At 64.4% G+C, this 17,290-nt stretch carries 17 protein-coding genes; 3 read left to right on the top strand and 14 right to left on the bottom strand.

Translation table 11 applies throughout. From position 1 onward, the window contains the following. Positions 1-18 precede the first annotated feature (18 nt). The 4 genes from ACZY1I_RS11930 to ACZY1I_RS11915 form a co-directional block, all read right to left on the bottom strand. Positions 19-765 (bottom strand): succinate dehydrogenase/fumarate reductase iron-sulfur subunit, encoded by a 747-nt coding sequence (locus ACZY1I_RS11930; protein ID WP_463754605.1) that lies wholly within the window; start codon positions 763-765, stop codon positions 19-21. Beyond that, a complete protein-coding gene (locus ACZY1I_RS11925; protein ID WP_463754603.1) occupies positions 765-2,681 on the bottom strand; it encodes a fumarate reductase/succinate dehydrogenase flavoprotein subunit in 1,917 nt (638 codons plus the stop codon). Before ACZY1I_RS11925 ends, ACZY1I_RS11930 begins: the two co-directional genes overlap by 1 nt. A 49-nt stretch (positions 2,682-2,730) precedes the next feature. Beyond that, on the bottom strand, positions 2,731-3,564 hold the full coding sequence (locus tag ACZY1I_RS11920) for a hypothetical protein (protein WP_463754602.1): 834 nt from the start codon (positions 3,562-3,564) through the stop codon (positions 2,731-2,733). Positions 3,565-3,643: 79 nt separating this feature from the next. Beyond that, positions 3,644-3,940 (bottom strand): hypothetical protein, encoded by a 297-nt coding sequence (locus ACZY1I_RS11915; RefSeq protein ID WP_463754601.1) that lies wholly within the window; start codon positions 3,938-3,940, stop codon positions 3,644-3,646. Positions 3,941-4,063: 123 nt separating this feature from the next. Here ACZY1I_RS11915 and ACZY1I_RS11910 point away from each other — a divergent pair, with 123 nt between their 5' ends. Beyond that, a complete protein-coding gene (locus ACZY1I_RS11910) occupies positions 4,064-4,825 on the top strand; it encodes an isocitrate lyase/PEP mutase family protein (protein WP_463754600.1) in 762 nt (253 codons plus the stop codon). A gap of 72 nt (positions 4,826-4,897) precedes the next feature. Here ACZY1I_RS11910 and ACZY1I_RS11905 read toward each other — a convergent pair whose 3' ends face one another. Then, positions 4,898-5,359, bottom strand: coding sequence for an Hsp20/alpha crystallin family protein (locus ACZY1I_RS11905; RefSeq protein WP_463754599.1), 462 nt, complete (start codon positions 5,357-5,359; stop codon positions 4,898-4,900). A gap of 215 nt (positions 5,360-5,574) precedes the next feature. Here ACZY1I_RS11905 and nirB point away from each other — a divergent pair, with 215 nt between their 5' ends. Further along, positions 5,575-8,136, top strand: coding sequence for a nitrite reductase large subunit NirB (nirB, locus tag ACZY1I_RS11900; protein ID WP_463754598.1), 2,562 nt, complete (start codon positions 5,575-5,577; stop codon positions 8,134-8,136). A gap of 39 nt (positions 8,137-8,175) precedes the next feature. Continuing rightward, positions 8,176-8,544 (top strand): nitrite reductase small subunit NirD, encoded by a 369-nt coding sequence (gene nirD, locus ACZY1I_RS11895; protein WP_463754597.1) that lies wholly within the window; start codon positions 8,176-8,178, stop codon positions 8,542-8,544. A 29-nt stretch (positions 8,545-8,573) separates the two neighbouring features. On the opposite strand, the gene ACZY1I_RS11890 is transcribed toward nirD, so the two are convergent. The 9 genes from ACZY1I_RS11890 to ACZY1I_RS11850 all read right to left on the bottom strand — a co-directional run bounded on the left by ACZY1I_RS11890 (position 8,574) and on the right by ACZY1I_RS11850 (position 17,277). Continuing rightward, positions 8,574-9,023 (bottom strand): TetR/AcrR family transcriptional regulator, encoded by a 450-nt coding sequence (locus tag ACZY1I_RS11890; protein ID WP_463754596.1) that lies wholly within the window; start codon positions 9,021-9,023, stop codon positions 8,574-8,576. Positions 9,024-9,080: 57 nt separating this feature from the next. Continuing rightward, on the bottom strand, positions 9,081-9,812 hold the full coding sequence (locus ACZY1I_RS11885) for a sirohydrochlorin chelatase (protein WP_463754595.1): 732 nt from the start codon (positions 9,810-9,812) through the stop codon (positions 9,081-9,083). Further along, positions 9,809-10,978, bottom strand: coding sequence for a uroporphyrinogen-III synthase (locus tag ACZY1I_RS11880; RefSeq protein WP_463754594.1), 1,170 nt, complete (start codon positions 10,976-10,978; stop codon positions 9,809-9,811). Before ACZY1I_RS11880 ends, ACZY1I_RS11885 begins: the two co-directional genes overlap by 4 nt. 233 nt (positions 10,979-11,211) lie before the next feature. Continuing rightward, positions 11,212-12,645, bottom strand: a complete 1,434-nt coding sequence (locus tag ACZY1I_RS11875) for a nitrate/nitrite transporter (RefSeq protein WP_463754593.1) — start codon at positions 12,643-12,645, stop codon at positions 11,212-11,214. A 127-nt stretch (positions 12,646-12,772) separates the two neighbouring features. Next, complete coding sequence (locus ACZY1I_RS11870) at positions 12,773-13,309, bottom strand: GNAT family N-acetyltransferase (protein WP_463755097.1); 537 nt, start codon at positions 13,307-13,309, stop codon at positions 12,773-12,775. Positions 13,310-13,329: 20 nt separating this feature from the next. Further along, on the bottom strand, positions 13,330-14,205 hold the full coding sequence (locus tag ACZY1I_RS11865; protein ID WP_463754592.1) for a 5-oxoprolinase/urea amidolyase family protein: 876 nt from the start codon (positions 14,203-14,205) through the stop codon (positions 13,330-13,332). An 11-nt stretch (positions 14,206-14,216) separates the two neighbouring features. Next, positions 14,217-14,870 (bottom strand): 5-oxoprolinase subunit B family protein, encoded by a 654-nt coding sequence (locus ACZY1I_RS11860; RefSeq protein ID WP_463754591.1) that lies wholly within the window; start codon positions 14,868-14,870, stop codon positions 14,217-14,219. 98 nt (positions 14,871-14,968) lie between these two features. After that, complete coding sequence (locus ACZY1I_RS11855) at positions 14,969-15,973, bottom strand: ABC transporter substrate-binding protein (RefSeq protein WP_463754590.1); 1,005 nt, start codon at positions 15,971-15,973, stop codon at positions 14,969-14,971. 32 nt (positions 15,974-16,005) lie between these two features. Continuing rightward, positions 16,006-17,277 (bottom strand): DNA polymerase domain-containing protein, encoded by a 1,272-nt coding sequence (locus ACZY1I_RS11850; protein ID WP_463754589.1) that lies wholly within the window; start codon positions 17,275-17,277, stop codon positions 16,006-16,008. Between the last annotated feature and the right edge of the window lie 13 nt (positions 17,278-17,290).

Below are 17,290 nucleotides of genomic sequence, written 5' to 3'. Positions count from 1 at the left end.
ACCCGGTGTTACGAGTGCCTAACGACGGAAAAGCTTGTTGCCCAACCACACGATCGGGTCGTATTTGCGGTCGGCGACCCGCTCTTTCATCGGAATCAGCGCGTTATCCGTGATCTTGATGTGCTCCGGGCACACCTCGGTGCAGCACTTGGTGATGTTGCAGTAGCCCAGGCCATGCTCTTCTTGCGCTTGTTTCTGCCGGTCCACCGTGTCGAGCGGATGCATGTCGAGCTCAGCAATCCGCATCAGGAAACGCGGTCCGGCGAACGCCTCTTTGTTGTCGTCGTGGTCACGGATCACGTGGCAGACGTTCTGGCACAGGAAGCATTCAATGCACTTACGGAACTCCTGCGACCGTTGCACATCGACCTGGGCCATCCGGTATTCGCCGGGCTGCAGGTCTTTGGGCGGTGTGAACGACGGGATCTCGCGTGCCTTCTGGTAGTTGAACGACACGTCGGTCACCAGGTCACGGATCACCGGGAAGGTCCGGATCGGGGTGACGGTGACGACCTCGTTCTCCTCGAAGGTCGACATCCGGGTCATGCACATGAGGCGCGGCCGACCGTTGATCTCGGCAGAGCAGGATCCACATTTGCCGGCCTTGCAGTTCCACCGCACGGCCAGGTCGGGCGTCTGCGTCTGCTGAAGGCGGTGGATGACGTCGAGCACCACCTCGCCCTCGTTGACCTCGACGGTGAAGTCCTCGAGGTCGCCGCCGCTCTCATCGCCGCGCCAGACCTGCAAGCTTGCGTTGTACGCCATTACGATCTCCGTTCCGGGTGCTCAGCCAGCTCGTCAGCGGTGTAGTACTTCTCCAGTTCAGAGACTTTGAAGAGCTCGAGCAAGTCGGGCCGCATCGGTATCTGGGGTTCCTGGGTGATGTTGACGTGGACGCTGTCGTCCGAACCGTCTGACTCCCGGCACACCAGCAGCGTCTGGCGCCAGCCGGAGTCCATGCCGGGGTGGTCGTCGCGGGTGTGGCCGCCGCGGCTCTCGGTGCGCTGCAGGGCGGCCTTGGCCACACATTCGCTGACCAGCAGCATGTTGCGCAGGTCGATCGCCAGATTCCAACCGGGGTTGTATCGCCGCTGGCCCTCGACTTGCACGTTCTTGTAGCGCGTCCAGAGCTCCTGCAAGTGCGACAGCGCCTGGGTGATCTCTTCCTCTTTGCGGATGATGCCCACCAGGTCGTTCATCACGTGCTGCAGATCGCTCTGCAGGGCGTACGGATTCTCCGGCGCCGAACCGTCTTTCGGCCCTTCGAAGGGGTTGAGAGCGAGCGCGGCGGCCGCCTCGACCGCTTCGGGGGAGACCGCCGGACGGTTGCTCAGTCGTCCCACGTAGTCAGCAGCCCCCAGTCCGGCGCGGCGGCCGAAGACCAGCAGGTCGGACAGTGAGTTCCCGCCCAACCGGTTGGACCCGTGCATGCCGCCGGAGCATTCTCCCGCCGCGAACAGCCCGGGGACCTTGGCCGCGCCGGTGTCGGCGTCGACTTCCACACCGCCCATCACGTAGTGACAGGTGGGCCCGACTTCCATGGCTTCCTTGGTGATGTCGACCTCCGCCAGTTCCATGAACTGGTGGTACATCGACGGCAGGCGCCGCTTGATTTCCTCGGGGGTGAGCCGGGATGCGATGTCGAGGTAAACCCCACCGTGCGGGGTGCCGCGGCCGGCCTTGACCTCGGAGTTGATCGCGCGCGCGACCTCGTCACGCGGCAGCAGGTCCGGGGTGCGGCGAGCCGAGTCGTTGTCCTTGAGCCACTGGTCGGCCTCGTCCTCGGTCTCCGCGTACTGGCCTTTGAACACCGGCGGGATGTAGCCGAACATGAAGCGCTTTCCCTCGGAGTTCTTCAAAACTCCGCCGTCACCGCGGACACCTTCGGTGACCAGAATCCCCTTCACACTGAGCGGCCACACCATGCCCGTCGGGTGAAACTGGATGAACTCCATGTTGATCAACGTGGCGCCGGCGCGCAGCGCGAGCGCGTGCCCGTCGCCGGTGTACTCCCAGGAGTTCGAGGTCACCTTGAACGACTTGCCGATCCCGCCCGTGGCCAGCACCACCGCGGGCGCCTCGAACAAGACGAACTTGCCGCTCTCGCGCCAGTATCCGAACGCCCCGGCGATCGCGTCACCGTCTTTGAGCAAGTCGGTGATGGCGCACTCGGCGAACACCCTGATTCGCGCTTCGTAGTCACCGAATTCGGCGAAGTCCTCCTGCTGCAGCGAAACGATCTTCTGCTGCATGGTGCGGATCAACTCCAGGCCGGTTCGGTCGCCCACATGCGCCAGCCGTGGGTACGTGTGCCCGCCGAAGTTGCGCTGGCTGATGCGTCCGTCTTTGGTGCGGTCGAACAGTGCGCCGTAGGTCTCCAGCTCCCACACCCGGTCGGGTGCTTCCTTGGCGTGCAATTCGGCCATCCGCCAGTTGTTCAGGAACTTGCCGCCGCGCATGGTGTCGCCAAAGTGCGTCTGCCAGTTGTCTTTCGGGTTGGCGTTACCCATGGAGGCGGCGCAGCCACCCTCGGCCATCACCGTATGCGCTTTGCCGAAAAGCGATTTGGTCACCACCGCGACCTTCAGGCCGTGTTCGCGCGCCTCGATGACCGCACGCAATCCCGCGCCGCCGGCGCCGATTACGACTACGTCGTAGGCATGCCGTTCGACCTCAACCATGAAACCTCACTCAAATTTTCGATATTCGTTCTTGCAGCTGACGGGCTGGTCAGCTGCCGATGAACCTGATGTCGGAGATGGTGCCGCTGGCTACCAGCATCACGTAGAAGTCGGTCAGCATCAGCGTGCCCAGCGTGATCCACGCGAACATCTTGTGCTTGGTGTTGATCCTGCTGACCTGCGTCCAGATCCAATACCGCACAGGGTGTTTGGAGAAGTGCTTGAGCCGTCCGCCGGTCACGTGCCGGCAGGAGTGGCAGGACAGCGTGTAGATCCACAGCATGATCACGTTGCCGAGCAGGATGATGTTGCCCAGGCCGAACCCGAAGCCACCATGCTCGCCGCCGGAATGGAACGCGACGATCGCGTCGTAAGTGTTGATGATCGAGATGAGGCCGGCGATGTAGAAGAAGTACCGGTGCGTGTTCTGGATGATCAGGGGAAGCTTGGTCTCGCCGGAGTAGTGCACGCGGGGCTCGGCCACGGCGCAGGCGGTAGGTGACTGCCACACCGTGCGGTAATAGGCGCCGCGGTAGTAGTAGCAGGTGAGCCGGAATAGCAGCAGGAACGGCAGCGTCAACGCCGCATACGGCACGAACCACCAGTCCGGCAGAATCTGCGGCCAGAATTCGCTGGCCTCACCGCAGGCCTTGGCCATGCACGGCGAGTAGAACGGCGTCAGGTAGTGGTACTGGGGGACGTAGAAGTATTCCTTCTGCAATCCGCGCGCCGTGGCGTAGATCAGAAATGCGGCGAACCCCAAGTTGATCCGCAGCGGCTGCAGCCACCACTTGTCGGTGCGAAGCGTCTTCTGCGCGATTTCAGCGCGGGTTGGTGAAAAAACGCCAGACTCAGAACGGCTACTCGCCGTTGGTGCGCTCATTTATGGTGTTCCTCTTCGAACGGGCTGTAGTTCGAAGGTTACACAGAAAGCACACCCGTCATTGTGTCGGGCGGCGCTGTCAAGACCGGTTGTGACCCCCGACACCCTCGTCGTCGACGTCGCGCCAGAAGTCGCTGTCGTACTCGCCATCTGGGATCGCGATCTTCTCACCGGAGTGGTGCACAGTCGCACGGGCGAGGTCTAATTCGGCAACATCAGTGTCCAGTAATTGGATATCGCTGAGGATACGGTCAGCGTCGATGATGATGCGGCGTGTGGCCGGGTTGTCTCCGTATCGCGACTTCAGTGAGGCCACGCACCGCCGCAGGCCCCTCATGAGGTTGTGGAGTTCGGCGATTTCGGTGGTCGTGGACAATCGATGCTCCCTGGGCTGAAGGTGTTACAAATCACAATACTCAGCCGATACTATCCGCTGTTTCACCCGAGCGTCGGGTGAGTCGTGTCCCGCCATCGGATTGCAACAGAAAGCATTGCCGCCATGCCGTACGAACCTGGTCTGCCCGAACGCGCTGCGGCGTTTCTGGCCCTGCATCAACCGGGGAGCCCGGTCATTCTGCCAACGGTGTGGGACGCCTGGTCGGCTCGATTGGCGGTCGATGCCGGCTTTGTCGCGCTGACGGTGGGCAGCCATCCGCTCGCTGATTCGGTCGGGAAACCCGATAAGGAGGGCCTGTCGTTCGACGAGGCCCTGACCCGGGTCGCCCAGATCACCGCGTCGGTTGACGTGCCGGTATCGCTGGACATCGAATCGGGCTACGGACTACCTGCGCCGCGCCTCATCGACGGACTGCTCGAAGTGGGTGTGGTCGGCTGCAACATCGAGGACACCATTCACTCCGAAGGCGGGCGACTGCGCTCGGTCGGCGAGCACGCCGAACTCGTCGCCGAGTTACGGTCCGCGGCCGAGGCGTCCGGGGTGCATGTGGTGATCAACGCTCGCACCGACCTCTTCATTCGCAAAGACGGTGACGAGTCGGACCGGGTCGAGCGGGCCGTGGTGAGGCTGGCCGAGGCTGCCGCAGCAGGCGCCGATGTTCTCTACCCGGTGGGACGTCACAGTCCGGAAACGTTGCAGCGGTTGACATCTGAGTTGCCACTGCCGGTCAACGCGATCGCGTTGCCGGACCAGGACGACCCGGCGTCATTCGGCCCGCTCGGTGTTGCGCGGGTCAGCTTCGGGCCGTTCCTGCAGTTTGCGTTGTCCGCGCGGGCCAAGGAGATCCTGGGCCGCTGGCAGTGATGCCGAGCAGCCGCAAAAGCCCGCGACACGCCGTGCGTGCCGGGACTTTTGCGGCTGTTCGCGTGGTCGCGCCTAGTTGGTGATCTCGATGCGCTGGGCCTGCGCGCCCGCATAGGCACCGGCGACCCGGACGGTCAGCACGCCCGCGTCGTAGGACGCCGCGATCGCATCGCTGGTGACGTGCGCGGGCAGTTGGAACGACCGGCGGAACGAGCCGTAACGGATCTCCCGCAGCGACCGGCTCTTCTTGTCCCCTTCTTCCTGCTCGGCGAGGGCGTCACGGTGTTCGCCATGGATGACCAGGCGGCCCTTGTCGACCTCGACGTTGACGTCCTTCGCCACATCGACGCCGGGGAGCTCTAGCCGCACCACCGCGTCATCGCCGTCCTTCACGACCTCGGCCGCTGGGTTGAATCCGCTGCTCACAGGCTTTTGCCAGTCCGCCGCGGCGGGACCGAAAAAGTCACTTGAAACACGGGCGAGCCACCGGTCGGTGTCCCACGACGGACGCGACCACATTGCGAGATTACTCATGGACAACTCCTTCTTCTTCGTTGTGAGTTAGCTGTGCCCGACGCTGGGTCGGTCGGCTATCCGATAGAACTTGAGTCTCCTACGCTGAAGTTCCACCTGGGCGTTCGCCCAGAGCGAACTTCGTCACACAGACACTTTTCAGCTGTGAGCACGGCGTGATGCACGCGTCACATTTCGCGTCATTTTCGGCAACATCGCGTTCGTAGGCTCGTGACATGTCCTCAGCCGGAAGTACTCCCGCGCGCGCTGCCGTCGGTCGCGTTGTCGTGATCGGCCACGGCATGGTGGGCCATCGGTTCGTCGAAGCGCTACGCGCCCGTGACACCAGTGGTTCGTGGCGCATCACCGTGCTCGCCGAGGAGGCCGATGCGGCCTACGACCGTGTCGGCCTCACCTCATACACCGAAAGCTGGAACCGCAGTCTGCTCGCGCTTCCCGGCAACGACTACGTCGGCGACGAGCAGGTGCAGTTGCTGCTGAACACCCGCGTCGCCGAAATCGACCGGGCGACAAAGACTGTGGTGACCACCGACGGACAGCGCCACCCGTATGACTCGCTGGTGCTATCCACCGGGTCTTACGCTTTCGTCCCGCCGGTGACCGGTCACGAGTTGCCGATGTGCCACGTTTACCGCACGCTCGACGATCTCGACGCCATCCGCGCCGGCGCGCAGCGTGCCCAGGAATCGGGGCACGCGCTCGCCGGCGTCGTGATCGGCGGCGGCCTGTTGGGTTTGGAAGCCGCCAATGCGTTGAGCCAGTTCGGATTACCGACGCACGTTGTCGAGATGATGCCGCGGTTGATGGCACAGCAGATCGACGAGGCCGGCGGTGCGCTGCTGGCCAGGATGATTTCGGACCTGGGCATCGCTATCCACGTCGGAACCGGCACCGAATCGATTGAGTCGGTTGCACATTCGGACGGCACCGAATCGGTGCGGGTTAGCCTGAGCGACGGCAACACCATCGATGCCGGAGTGGTGATCTTTGCGGCGGGTATCCGGCCACGGGATGCATTGGCGCGCGCGGCGGGCCTCGACGTTGCTCCTCGGGGCGGAGTACTCACCGATTTAGCCTGCCGCACCAGCGATCCCGACATCTATGCGATCGGCGAGGTGGCCGCGATCGACGGGAAGTGCTACGGCCTGGTTGGGCCCGGTTACACCAGTGCCGAAGTGGTGGCCGACCGACTGCTTGACGGCGTCGCGGAATTCCCTGAAGCCGACCTGTCCACCAAGCTCAAGTTGCTGGGCGTGGACGTTGCCAGCTTCGGCGACGCAATGGGGACCACTGATAACTGCCTCGAGGTCGCCGTCAACGACGCGGTGAACCGCACTTACGCGAAACTGGTGCTTTCCGACGACGCCAAGACACTGCTCGGCGGGGTGTTGGTCGGCGATGCGTCGTCGTACGGGGTGTTGCGCCCCATGGTCGGCAGCGAACTGCCCGGAGATCCGTTGGCGCTCATCGCACCTGCCGGATCTGGGGACGGCGCGGGTGCGTTAGGTATTGGGGCGCTGCCGGATTCGGCGCAGATCTGTTCCTGCAACAACGTCACCAAAGGTGACTTGAAGTGCGCCATCGCCGACGGCTGCGGCGACGTTCCGGCGCTGAAAGCGTGCACCACGGCGGGGACATCGTGCGGGTCGTGTGTGCCGTTGCTCAAGCAACTACTGGAAGCCGAGGGGGTGAAGCAGTCAAAGGCGTTGTGTGAGCACTTCGGCCAGTCGCGGGCTGAGCTCTTCCAGATCATCTCGGCGACCGAGATCCGCACCTTCTCCGGCCTGCTGGAGCGCTTCGGCCACGGAAAAGGTTGCGATATCTGCAAACCCGTGGTGGCCTCGATCCTCGCGTCGACGGGTTCGGAGCACATCCTGGAGGGCGAGCAGGCTTCGCTGCAGGACTCCAATGACCACTTCCTGGCCAACATTCAGAAGAACGGCAGCTATTCGGTGGTGCCGCGGGTTCCTGGCGGTGACATCAAGCCCGAGCACCTGATCCTGATCGGTCAGATCGCCCAGGACTTCGGGCTCTACACCAAGATCACCGGCGGCCAGCGGATCGATATGTTCGGCGCGCGAGTGGACCAGCTGCCGGCGATCTGGAAGCGACTGGTCGACGCCGGGATGGAATCGGGCCACGCTTACGGCAAGGCCCTGCGCACGGTGAAGAGCTGTGTCGGCAGCGACTGGTGCCGCTACGGGCAACAAGATTCGGTGCAGTTGGCCATCGACCTGGAATTGCGCTACCGCGGCCTGCGGGCACCGCACAAGATCAAGCTGGGTGTCTCGGGTTGTGCGCGCGAGTGCGCCGAGGCGCGCGGCAAGGACGTAGGCATCATCGCCACCGAAAAGGGCTGGAACCTCTACGTCGGGGGTAACGGCGGCATGACCCCCAAGCATGCGCTGCTGATGGCCAGCGACCTGGACTCCGCGACGCTGGTCCGCTACATCGACCGGTTCCTGATGTATTACATCCGCACCGCCGACCGGCTGCAGCGCACCGCGCCATGGGTGGAAACGCTGGGTCTGGACCACATACGCGAGGTCGTTTGCGAGGACTCGCTGGGCCTGGCCGAGGAGTTCGAGGCTGCGATGGAGCGCCACGTGGACAACTACCAGTGCGAATGGAAGGGCGTGTTGGAGGACCCGGACAAGCTGTCCCGGTTCGTTTCCTTCGTCAACGCGCCTGACGCCGTCGATCCGACAGTGACCTTTACCGAACGTGCCGGCAGAAAAGTGCCGGTTCCCATTGGCATCCCGCGAGTCCGGTCCTAGACCGCACGCCTTATCCGAGCAACAGGGAGGAAAGAAGAAATGACACTTCTCAACCACATTCAGGCATGGACCACCGCCTGCGCATACGACCACCTGATTCCCGGACGTGGCGTCGGCGTGATGCTCGACGACGGTTGCCAGGCGGCGTTGTTCCGGCTCGACGACGGCTCGGTGCGCGCGGTCGGCAACGTTGATCCGTTCTCCGGCGCTGCGGTGTTGTCCCGCGGGATCGTCGGCGACCGGGCCGGCCGTGCGACGGTCCAATCACCGATCCTCAAGCAGGCTTTCGCGCTGGATGACGGTACTTGCCTCGACGATGAAAACGTGTCGGTGCCGGTGTACCCGGTGCGGGTGACCGCTGACGGTCGCATTCAGGTTGGCCGGTTCGCCGCGCGGATGGCTGCTTAACCGCTATATGACGCGGCCATAAAGCCAGCTCAGTCGATCTTGCCGACGAGGTAACGCTGCATAGTCGGGCCGATTGCGTCGACCAACTGGTCCACCGTCATCGAGTGCATTGGTTCGGAGCGGACTCCGTAGCGCATGATGCCCAGTCCCACCAGTTGCGAGGCGCACAGCGACGCCCTGATGGCGACCTTGTCAGCACCCAACATCCGCAGCAGCGGGTTGAAGACCGGCCCGACGAACATGGACTGGACCACCTCGGCGGTCTTGGCCATTCCGGTGGATGCGATCGCACTGGCGGCAAAAGGGCCGCCCGCCGCCGCATCCCAGGTGGTGATCAGCACGTAGAGCGTTCGACGGCCTACCTGATTAACGCTTCCGGTAACGATCCGGTCGATGAACTCCGGTGTGCCGAATGGCAAACGTAGCATCTTCGCTACTGGGTCGAGGAGCCCACGTTGGGGCTCTTCGTTGCGCGCCATGTAGCCAGGATTGCCTGGATATCACCAAAGATCAAGTGTTGCCGGTGTCGGCGTGCCTTATCGGCAAACCACTTTGATGGCCGGACGCGAAGGTAGGATCGCTCGGCGAAATCGGCTGGCCACCAAGCGCGCCAACCCAGGATGAGTACCGAGCGGTTGCGTCACCAGATCCGCGCCGCAATCGTGCAGCCGCTGCTGGAAAAGACCGTCGGCCAGTAGGTAAGAGGCGACCGCGACCCGCTTCGCGCCGCGCCGACGGGCGTCGGCGACGGCTTGGCGCACATCCGGAATCTCGTTGGAGATGGCGGCCGAGACGAAACTCAAGTCAACCCGCGATCCCGTCAGCGCCGACAACAGCACCGCCGCGTGGTGTAAATCCGCTCGGGCCCGGCGATCTGAGGTGCCGGCCGCCGCAAGAATGACCGAATCGCGTGCTCTTAGACCGGATTCCGCTAGTCGCTGCCGCAGGATCTGGGCGATCTCCGGACCGGGTCCCAAAGCGGGCGTGGTGCTCACGTTCGGGTGCCCGCTGGCCGCGATGTGTGCCGGCAGATCGGCGCGGACGTGGTACCCGCGAGATAGAAAGGCCGGCACCACGATTGCAGGCGGGCAATCCTGCCGACCGATGGGCAGGCTCGAAAGTATGTCGCTGGGCGTGGGTCCCAACACGTCGACGAATGCGACCTGGACGTTGCGGTCCAGTAGTTCACTCACCCGGGCGGCAAGGTCGCCGATCATTGCGATACCCGCCGCGCGGCGTGTGCCGTGCGCGGTCAAGATCAGGCTCATGCGATCTCGTGCTCCGTGTCAGGCCCGCCGTCCGGATCGCTGTCGAGGGCCAGCCGGTATCCGCGCTTGACTACCGTGGCGACGATGTTCTTGTCGCCCAGAGCTGTTCGCAGTCGCAGCACGGCGGTGTCCACCGCGTGCGTGTCGTCGCCGTTGCCGGGCAGCACGCGGAGTAGCTCGGCGCGGCCCACAACGTCACCCGGGCGTTGCGTCAATGCGCGCAGAATCGCCATGCCCGACCCCGAAACCGTCTTGACCGAACCGTCGACTAGGACGCAGGTGCCCCGAATGTCGATCAGGTGCCCGGCAGCTTTGACGCTGCAGGAACCCAGCAACGGGAGTTCTTCGGCGATGTGCCGGGCCAAGGCCCCCAACCGCATTCGCTGCGGCGCGGACGTCGGGATGCCGCGGCGAATCAGTGGCCGTGACGTCACCGGGCCGACACACATGGCATGCACGCCGGAGCGCAAAGCTTCCAGCACCTGGTCTTCGATGTCGAGTTCGCGGCTGCGTTCCAATACCGCTACGGCCGCGGGTGCCGACGTGAAGCTCACGGCGTCGAACTGTCGTCGACCGATCCCCGTGACCAGTTGGTCGAATTCGCCACCCAATGGCGTTGGTGTCCAACGGTATACCCGGATCGGAACCACCTCGGCACCCGCGTCACTGAGTGCAGCGAGGAATTCCGGAAACGGATCCCAGCCGTCGGCGGCGCCGTGCAACTGAATAGCGATGCGCTTACCGGCCACGTCGCCCTCGAGCAGATACTCCAGGACTTCCTGTGAAGACTCCGACTCGGGCGACCACTCCTCGCGCAGGCCGGCGGCACGCAGTGCGCCAGTCGCTTTGGGGCCACGGGAAATCACCCGCGCCGACGACAGGGACTCCATGAGTTCGGTGGCCAAACCCCAGCCCTCGGCCGCGGCCACCCAGCCCCGAAACCCGATCCCGGTGTGAGCGATGAGAATGTCCGGCGAATCGGCGATCAAAGCTTCGGTATTGCTGTGCAGTTCATCATCGTCAGGCAGTGAGATCATGTTGATCGCCGGGGCGGCGAAGATTTCGGCTCCATGACGACGTAGCAGTGCACACAGCTCCTCCGAACGGCGGGCTGATGTCACTGCTATCCGGTAGCCAGTTAGTGGCGCAGACGATGGCTGAGCCATAACACCTTTATATGCCCTCGAGATTTCCACTTCGTTACCTAGCATTGCTGCTGCATTGCCCTCACCTGGGTTTTCGTCACATTCGTGCGGGGTGTGTCGGTGGCCACATTTAAGTGAAGAGGCTTGCGCCGCTGTCTGTTTCGATGCTCACATCGAGCAGGGCGGCAGTCAACTCAGCAGGGCCGATATCGGCTGAAAGTTGAATTCCAGTTGTCTGGTAGGTCGCTGGCAGTCTAGACGTAGGCCAGGCCGGCCGGCGCGGCACTGTCCGGCAGGTGGTTGGTCGCCGCTAGCGGCTTGCGCACGTAGATCGCCCAAGTCAGTAAGGATGCGCCGACGTAGAACCCGACGAATACCCAGAACGCTGACGTCGCGGTGCCACTGGTCAGATATGACTGGCGCAGAGCGAGATTGACGCCCACGCCGCCCAGTGCGCCGATGGCCCCGGCGAATCCGATCAAGGCGCCGGACATGGACCGTGACCACTGTCGCCGCTCGGCCTCGCTAACCGGTAGCGAGTGGCTGCGTGCCTCGAATATCGACGGAATCATCTTGTACACAGAGCCATTGCCGATTCCGGACAGGATGAACAGCGCGACGAACCCGGCGATATAGCCGATCATCGTGGCGGCCGGCGCGGGGCCATGGTGGTGATCACCGAAAGTGCTTGCAGAGACCAGTATTCCAGCCGCCAAGATCATGGCGCAGAACGCGGCCAGGGTGACGCGGCCGCCGCCGATACGGTCCGCCAGGCGGCCGCCGTACACACGTGACGCGGATCCCAATAATGGTCCCAGGAAGGCGATCTGGGCGGCGTGTAGCGCTGCCTGCCCGGTGCTCTGACCCCCGGCGATGAAGTTGATCTGCAGCACCTGGCCGAATGCGAAAGAGAAGCCGATGAACGAACCGAAGGTGCCGATGTACAGCAGCGAGATCACCCAGGTGTGCTTCTCGGCCAGCACCGCGCGCATCGTGTTCAACTCGATGCGGTACTGCTTCAGGTTGTCCATATAGAGCGCCGCGCCGATGCCGGCGACGGCCAACAGCACCAGGTAGACGGCGCAAACCCAGTAGGGCTGGCGGTCGCCGACCGTCGCGATCACCAGCAGGCCGATCAGCTGGATCATCGGCACTCCGAGGTTGCCGCCGCCGGCGTTGAGGGCCAACGCCGAGCCCTTGAGTCGCTGCGGGTAGAAGGCGTTGATGTTCGTCATGGACGACGCGAAGTTGCCACCACCAAGTCCGGCAAGCGCCGCGCACACCAGGTAAGGCCACAGTGGCAAACCGGGATTGGCAAGGAGGAGCATGCTGCCGATGGTCGGAATCAGCAGTACCATAGCCGAAAATATCGTCCAATTGCGTCCGCCGAATTTTGCGGTGGCAAACGTGTAGGGAAACCGCAGGCAGCCACCGACCAACGTCGCGGTGGCGCCCAGCAGAAACTTATCGCCGGCGGAGAAGCCGTACACCGAGGCGGGCATGAAAAGCACCATCACCGACCAGATGGACCAGACGGAGAACCCGATGTGCTCCGCGGCAACCGACCAGATCAGGTTGCGCCGGGCGACCTTCTTGTTCCCGGCCTCCCACGCCACGACATCTTCGGGGTCCCAGTCCGAAATCACGTGCGAACGGCCCCTGTGTGATCTGGCCCACTCGGCAATCATGAAGACTCCTAACGTATTCGGCTTAGCCACCGATCACGTTACGAATCCTTTGTTGCCCGAGCGCTTCAAGCAGTGACCCGGGAGTGAACTTTCGATCACCGCACCACCAGGGGTGCTGTGAGACGGTTTACCAGACGTCTCCGTCGCGCCAGTCGCACGTCAGCTCCGCCGAAGTGTCCAGGTTCACACTCACCGGAAGGACGAACACCGACCCGTCGTCATCTGGCGTGCGGGTAGGGCCCTCGGGAGCGAGCACCGACGTCGGTCCGAGCCACGGCGTCCAGCCGCGGGCAGCGTAGAGTCCGCGGGCCTGGGTCGACGAGCTGAGTGCGCCGACCTGGTAGGCGCCGCGCATCACCTGCTCGACGCCGTCCAGTAGCGCCCGTACCAGTCCCTTTCCGCGCCAATCTTCGCGCACCGCAACACCTTCGACGTAGCCGCAGCGCAGCGCACTGCCCTGGTAGACCAGCCGTCGCTGCACCACCGCGGCGTGCGCGATGATCGCGCCATGGTGCCAGATGAGCGCGTGCATGCCGCCGAGGGCGTGTTCCCAGTCGGTGTCGGCGAAGTCGCCGGCGAAGGCCGTCGTGACCATCCGGCAGATGCGCGTGAGAGTGTCGCTGTCGAGATCCGCGGTGTGGACCAGGCGCGCGGTGTGCACGATCTTTGTCTACCAGGCTTTGGTTACCGGGGCTTTCTGGGGCGGGACCAATGCAGTCGTACTTGTTGGCCCGGTCGCACCTGGGCGACCTTGTCGATGTCCTCATCGATCACTACGCCGGCCACCGGGTAACCGCCCGTGATTGGGTGATCGGGTCCCAGGATCACCGGTAAACCGTTGGGCGGCACCTGGATTGCGCCCCGCGTTGCGCCCTCGCTGGGCAGCTGTCGATCGGGCCAGCGGTGCCGCAGCGGCCGGCCCTCCAATCGCATACCCACTCGGTCGCTACGGTCGGAGGCCATCCAGGTGGTATGCACCAAGGCGTCGGGATCTGCCAGCCAGTCGTCGCGCGGTCCCGCAATGACCTGTAGCTCGACCAGGTGCGTGTCGATCGCGGCGACCGGGGCTTGGTCGAGTTCGGGGTACTCGTCGCTGTGTTCACCCACCGGCAGCACATCGCCGGGTTGCAGTGGCAGTGGCCCGATTGCCGACATCACGTCGTAGCTGCGTGAGCCGAGTACCGGCGTGACGCACAGGCCGCCGCGTACCGCCAGGTACGAGCGCAGCCCGGCCCGCGGGGTACCCAGGGATAGCACCTGACCGTCCCGAACCCGCTGAATGCTGTTGGTGCCGAACATGGTTCCGCTGACGCTGGGGTTGGCGTCCGCGCCCGTCACCGCGATGTCGACGTCGCCGCCGCGGACTCGGGCCGCGAAACCCCCGAATGTCACTTCGACGGTGGCGCGATCGGCAGGGTTGGCGACGAGTCGGTTGGCCAGCGTGTGGGAACGACGGTCGGCGGCGCCGGACCTGCCGACGCCGAGGTGGGCCAAGCCGGGGCGGCCGAGGTCCTGGACGACGGCTAACGGTCCACTGCGCAGAATCTCCAGCGTCGTCATCGCCGGTCTCCTCATACGGCCCGGAACTGGACCCACATGCCCTGGGTGAGCAGCGCGGGGTCAGGGCGGTCGATGTCCCACAGCACCGCGTCGGTGTGGCCGATGAGCTGCCACCCGCCCGGGGACTGGCGCGGATATACCGCGCTGAATTCGCCGGCCAGACCTACCGATCCGGCCGGCACCGAGGTCCGTGGTTCCGAACGGCGTGGCACTCGAAGCCGCTCGTCGCCGCCGATCAGATACGCGAAACCGGGCGCGAATCCACTGAATCCGACCCGCCAACGGGTGCTGGTGTGCGCGTGGATCACCTGCGCGGTGCTCAGGCCGGTGCGGTCGGCAACCTCGGCCAGGTCGGGCCCGTCGTAGACGACGTCGACAATGACGGTGTCCGCCGAAGCGTCAGCAACTTCGAGTCCGGGAGCGCCCGGGGTAACCCGTAACTTGCGCAGGCGCTGGCGAGTCACCCCCTGAAAGCGGGGCCCATCCAGTTTGACCAGCACCGTGGCCGAGGCGGGAACGACGTCGACCACGCCGGGTAATTGCGCCGCCTTCAGCGCATCCGCACACGCCAGCACCTCTTCAGTGCTGTCGCATTGCAGCATCAGCGCCTGGTCCCCGTAATCAATGACGCTGCATGCCAAGTCGGTGATCTCCGTCACGCTCATAGTTCACGGTAGCCCGGCACTAGCGGACTGGCGAGGAACCTTCGAGCACTGCCAGAGCTGCCTTAGCAAACGCTCAAGCAAGCGCCGGCTAGGCCTGATCAGCCTAGGATCGGGCCAATCTGCGCTGGCAATTGGTTCGCCACCAGTGGATAGCTCAGCGGCGAAGCGAAGGCGATCGCGCCGGCCAGATCCTTCGTTGTGAAGATGTGGCGCTTCTGTGCGGTCGCCTGCGAACCCGCCACCTCGGGGTCAGCGAGCAGCGCCTGCTCGTCTTCGGGGCTCTCTGTCTGCCAGATCACCACATCGGCGGAATCGAGCACCTCTTTGATGTGGTCGCGGGGGATCACCGCGCGGTGATCGGTGGCGTAGGACTTGATGCTGTCGGTGATGACCAGGCCCATCTGGTTCAAGAAGTCAGTCCGCCAGCCCGCGGCGGTGGCGATCACCGTGCCCTGCCACAGCCGGCCCTGCATCAGCAGCGCCTTCTTGCCCTTCCACTGGGGATTTCTCTGGGCGACCTCGGTGAACCTCTTATCGACGGAGTCGACCAGCGACTTCATCTGGTCGGCCTTGAACACCGCCTGACCGATCTTGGTGGCCTGGTCTTTCCAGGGCTCGAAGAACGCGTCGCCGTCGGATTGCGCGATGGTCGGGGCGATGGCCGAGAGCTTCTGGTAGGTGTCAGCGTCCAGGCCGGCGTTCGTCGCGACAATCAGATCTGGCTTAAGACCGGCGATCTGATCGATTTGGATCCCGTTGTCCAGACTGAGTAGAACCGGTTGTGCCCCACCGAGTTTGGATTGCGCCCAGGGCCACACCGCGAACGGCTGGTCGCCGAACCAGTTGGTCACCGCGATGGGCATCACGTCGAGGGCGAGCAAATCGTCCTGCTCGGTGTAGCCGGCGCTGACAACCCGCTTGGGTGGCTCCGGTATGACCGTCTGACCGAACAGATGGGTCACCGTCACCGCCCCGCCGCCGGCGGTGCCCGGTGCCGGCTTCGGCTTGGAGCATGCCGTCACAGCCCCCGCGGCCCCGGTCGCCAGCAATCCCGCGGCTCCGGCTACCTGCAAGAATCCTCGCCGGCTCCATCCTTGTTGCACAGCGTGAGAGTATCGCGTGCGTTACCGGCCCGTCAGTTCCGAGGTCGAGACTTGTTTCCCTCGCGAGGTGAGTAGCCCTCCCAGGGCGAGTAGTCGGCGATCAATTCCTCTTGTGGCGGTCGTTGCCCGGCAGGCACGTGTTGCAGGTTGATCCGGATCCGGTACCAGATCGAGCTGGGTCCGCGCATTCCGTCGACCAGGATGTCGGCGGGCTGCAGTCGGTCGGCGACGGCGGGGTAGCGGTCACGCCAGGTTTGTAGCGCGGCCATGGCCTCGTCCTTGGTCTTGGTGCGGGCGACTTCGATCAGGGGCATCACCGACTGTCGTCTGCCGTCGGGACTCTTCTTGGCGCCCTTGGGCGCACGCTCGGGTGGGCCCAGTTCGTCGGCCAGTGCGAGCAGCTGATCGAGGCTGCCGGTGGCATCGTCCATGCCGGCCCATGGATCGCCGACGTCGGCGAATCGGCCCGGGACGGTGGCGATGGTGAACTTCTCCGGCCGGCAACCGGACACCTCGTCCCAGAGCAGGGGAGTGGAGACCCGGGCGTCCGGGGTCGCCCGCACCGAGTAGGCCGATGCGACCGTGCGGTCCTTGGCGTTCTGGTTGAAATCGACGAACACTTCCTCGCCGCGTTCTTCCTTCCACCACCGGCTGGTCGCCAGGCCGGGTGCCCGCCGCTCGACCTCGCGGGCAACGGCTTGCGCCGCGAGGCGCACCTTGGTGAACGGCCAGTTGGGGGCGATGCGGGCATAGATGTGAAAACCCCGCGAACCCGACGTCTTCGGCCACGCGGTCAGTCCGTTGTCTTCAAGTACCTCGCGGGCCACCATTGCGACGTCGATGATGCGCCCCCAGTCGACCCCGGGCATCGGGTCCAGGTCGACGCGCAACTCGTCCGGGTGATCGAGGTCGTCGGCGCGCACCGGATGTGGGTTGAGGTCGACGCAGCCGAGGTTGATCACCCAGGCGAGCCCGGCGGGGTCGTGGATCACGGCTTCCTCGGCGGAGGTACCTGAGGCGTATTGCAGCTTGGCCACCGCCACCCAGTCCGGGCGCTTGGCCGGGGCGCGCTTCTGGAAAATCGCCTCTTCGGTGATGCCCTTGACGAACCGCTTGAGAATCATCGGGCGGTCGGCCACACCGCGCAGCGCGCCGTCGGCGACGGCCAGGTAGTACCGGATCAGATCGAGTTTGGTGTGCCCGGGCTGACCGTCGTACCCGGGGAAGACGATCTTGTCGGGATGGGTGACGGCGACCTCGCGGCCGGCCACCTCCAGCGACACCGGACCGCTCATAGGACTCAATGGTAATTCTCTG

The organism is Mycobacterium sp. IDUB_37, assembly GCF_055419245.1.
Note: the sequence above shows the minus strand (reverse complement) of the source record. Positions and strands in the feature narration are given on the sequence as shown.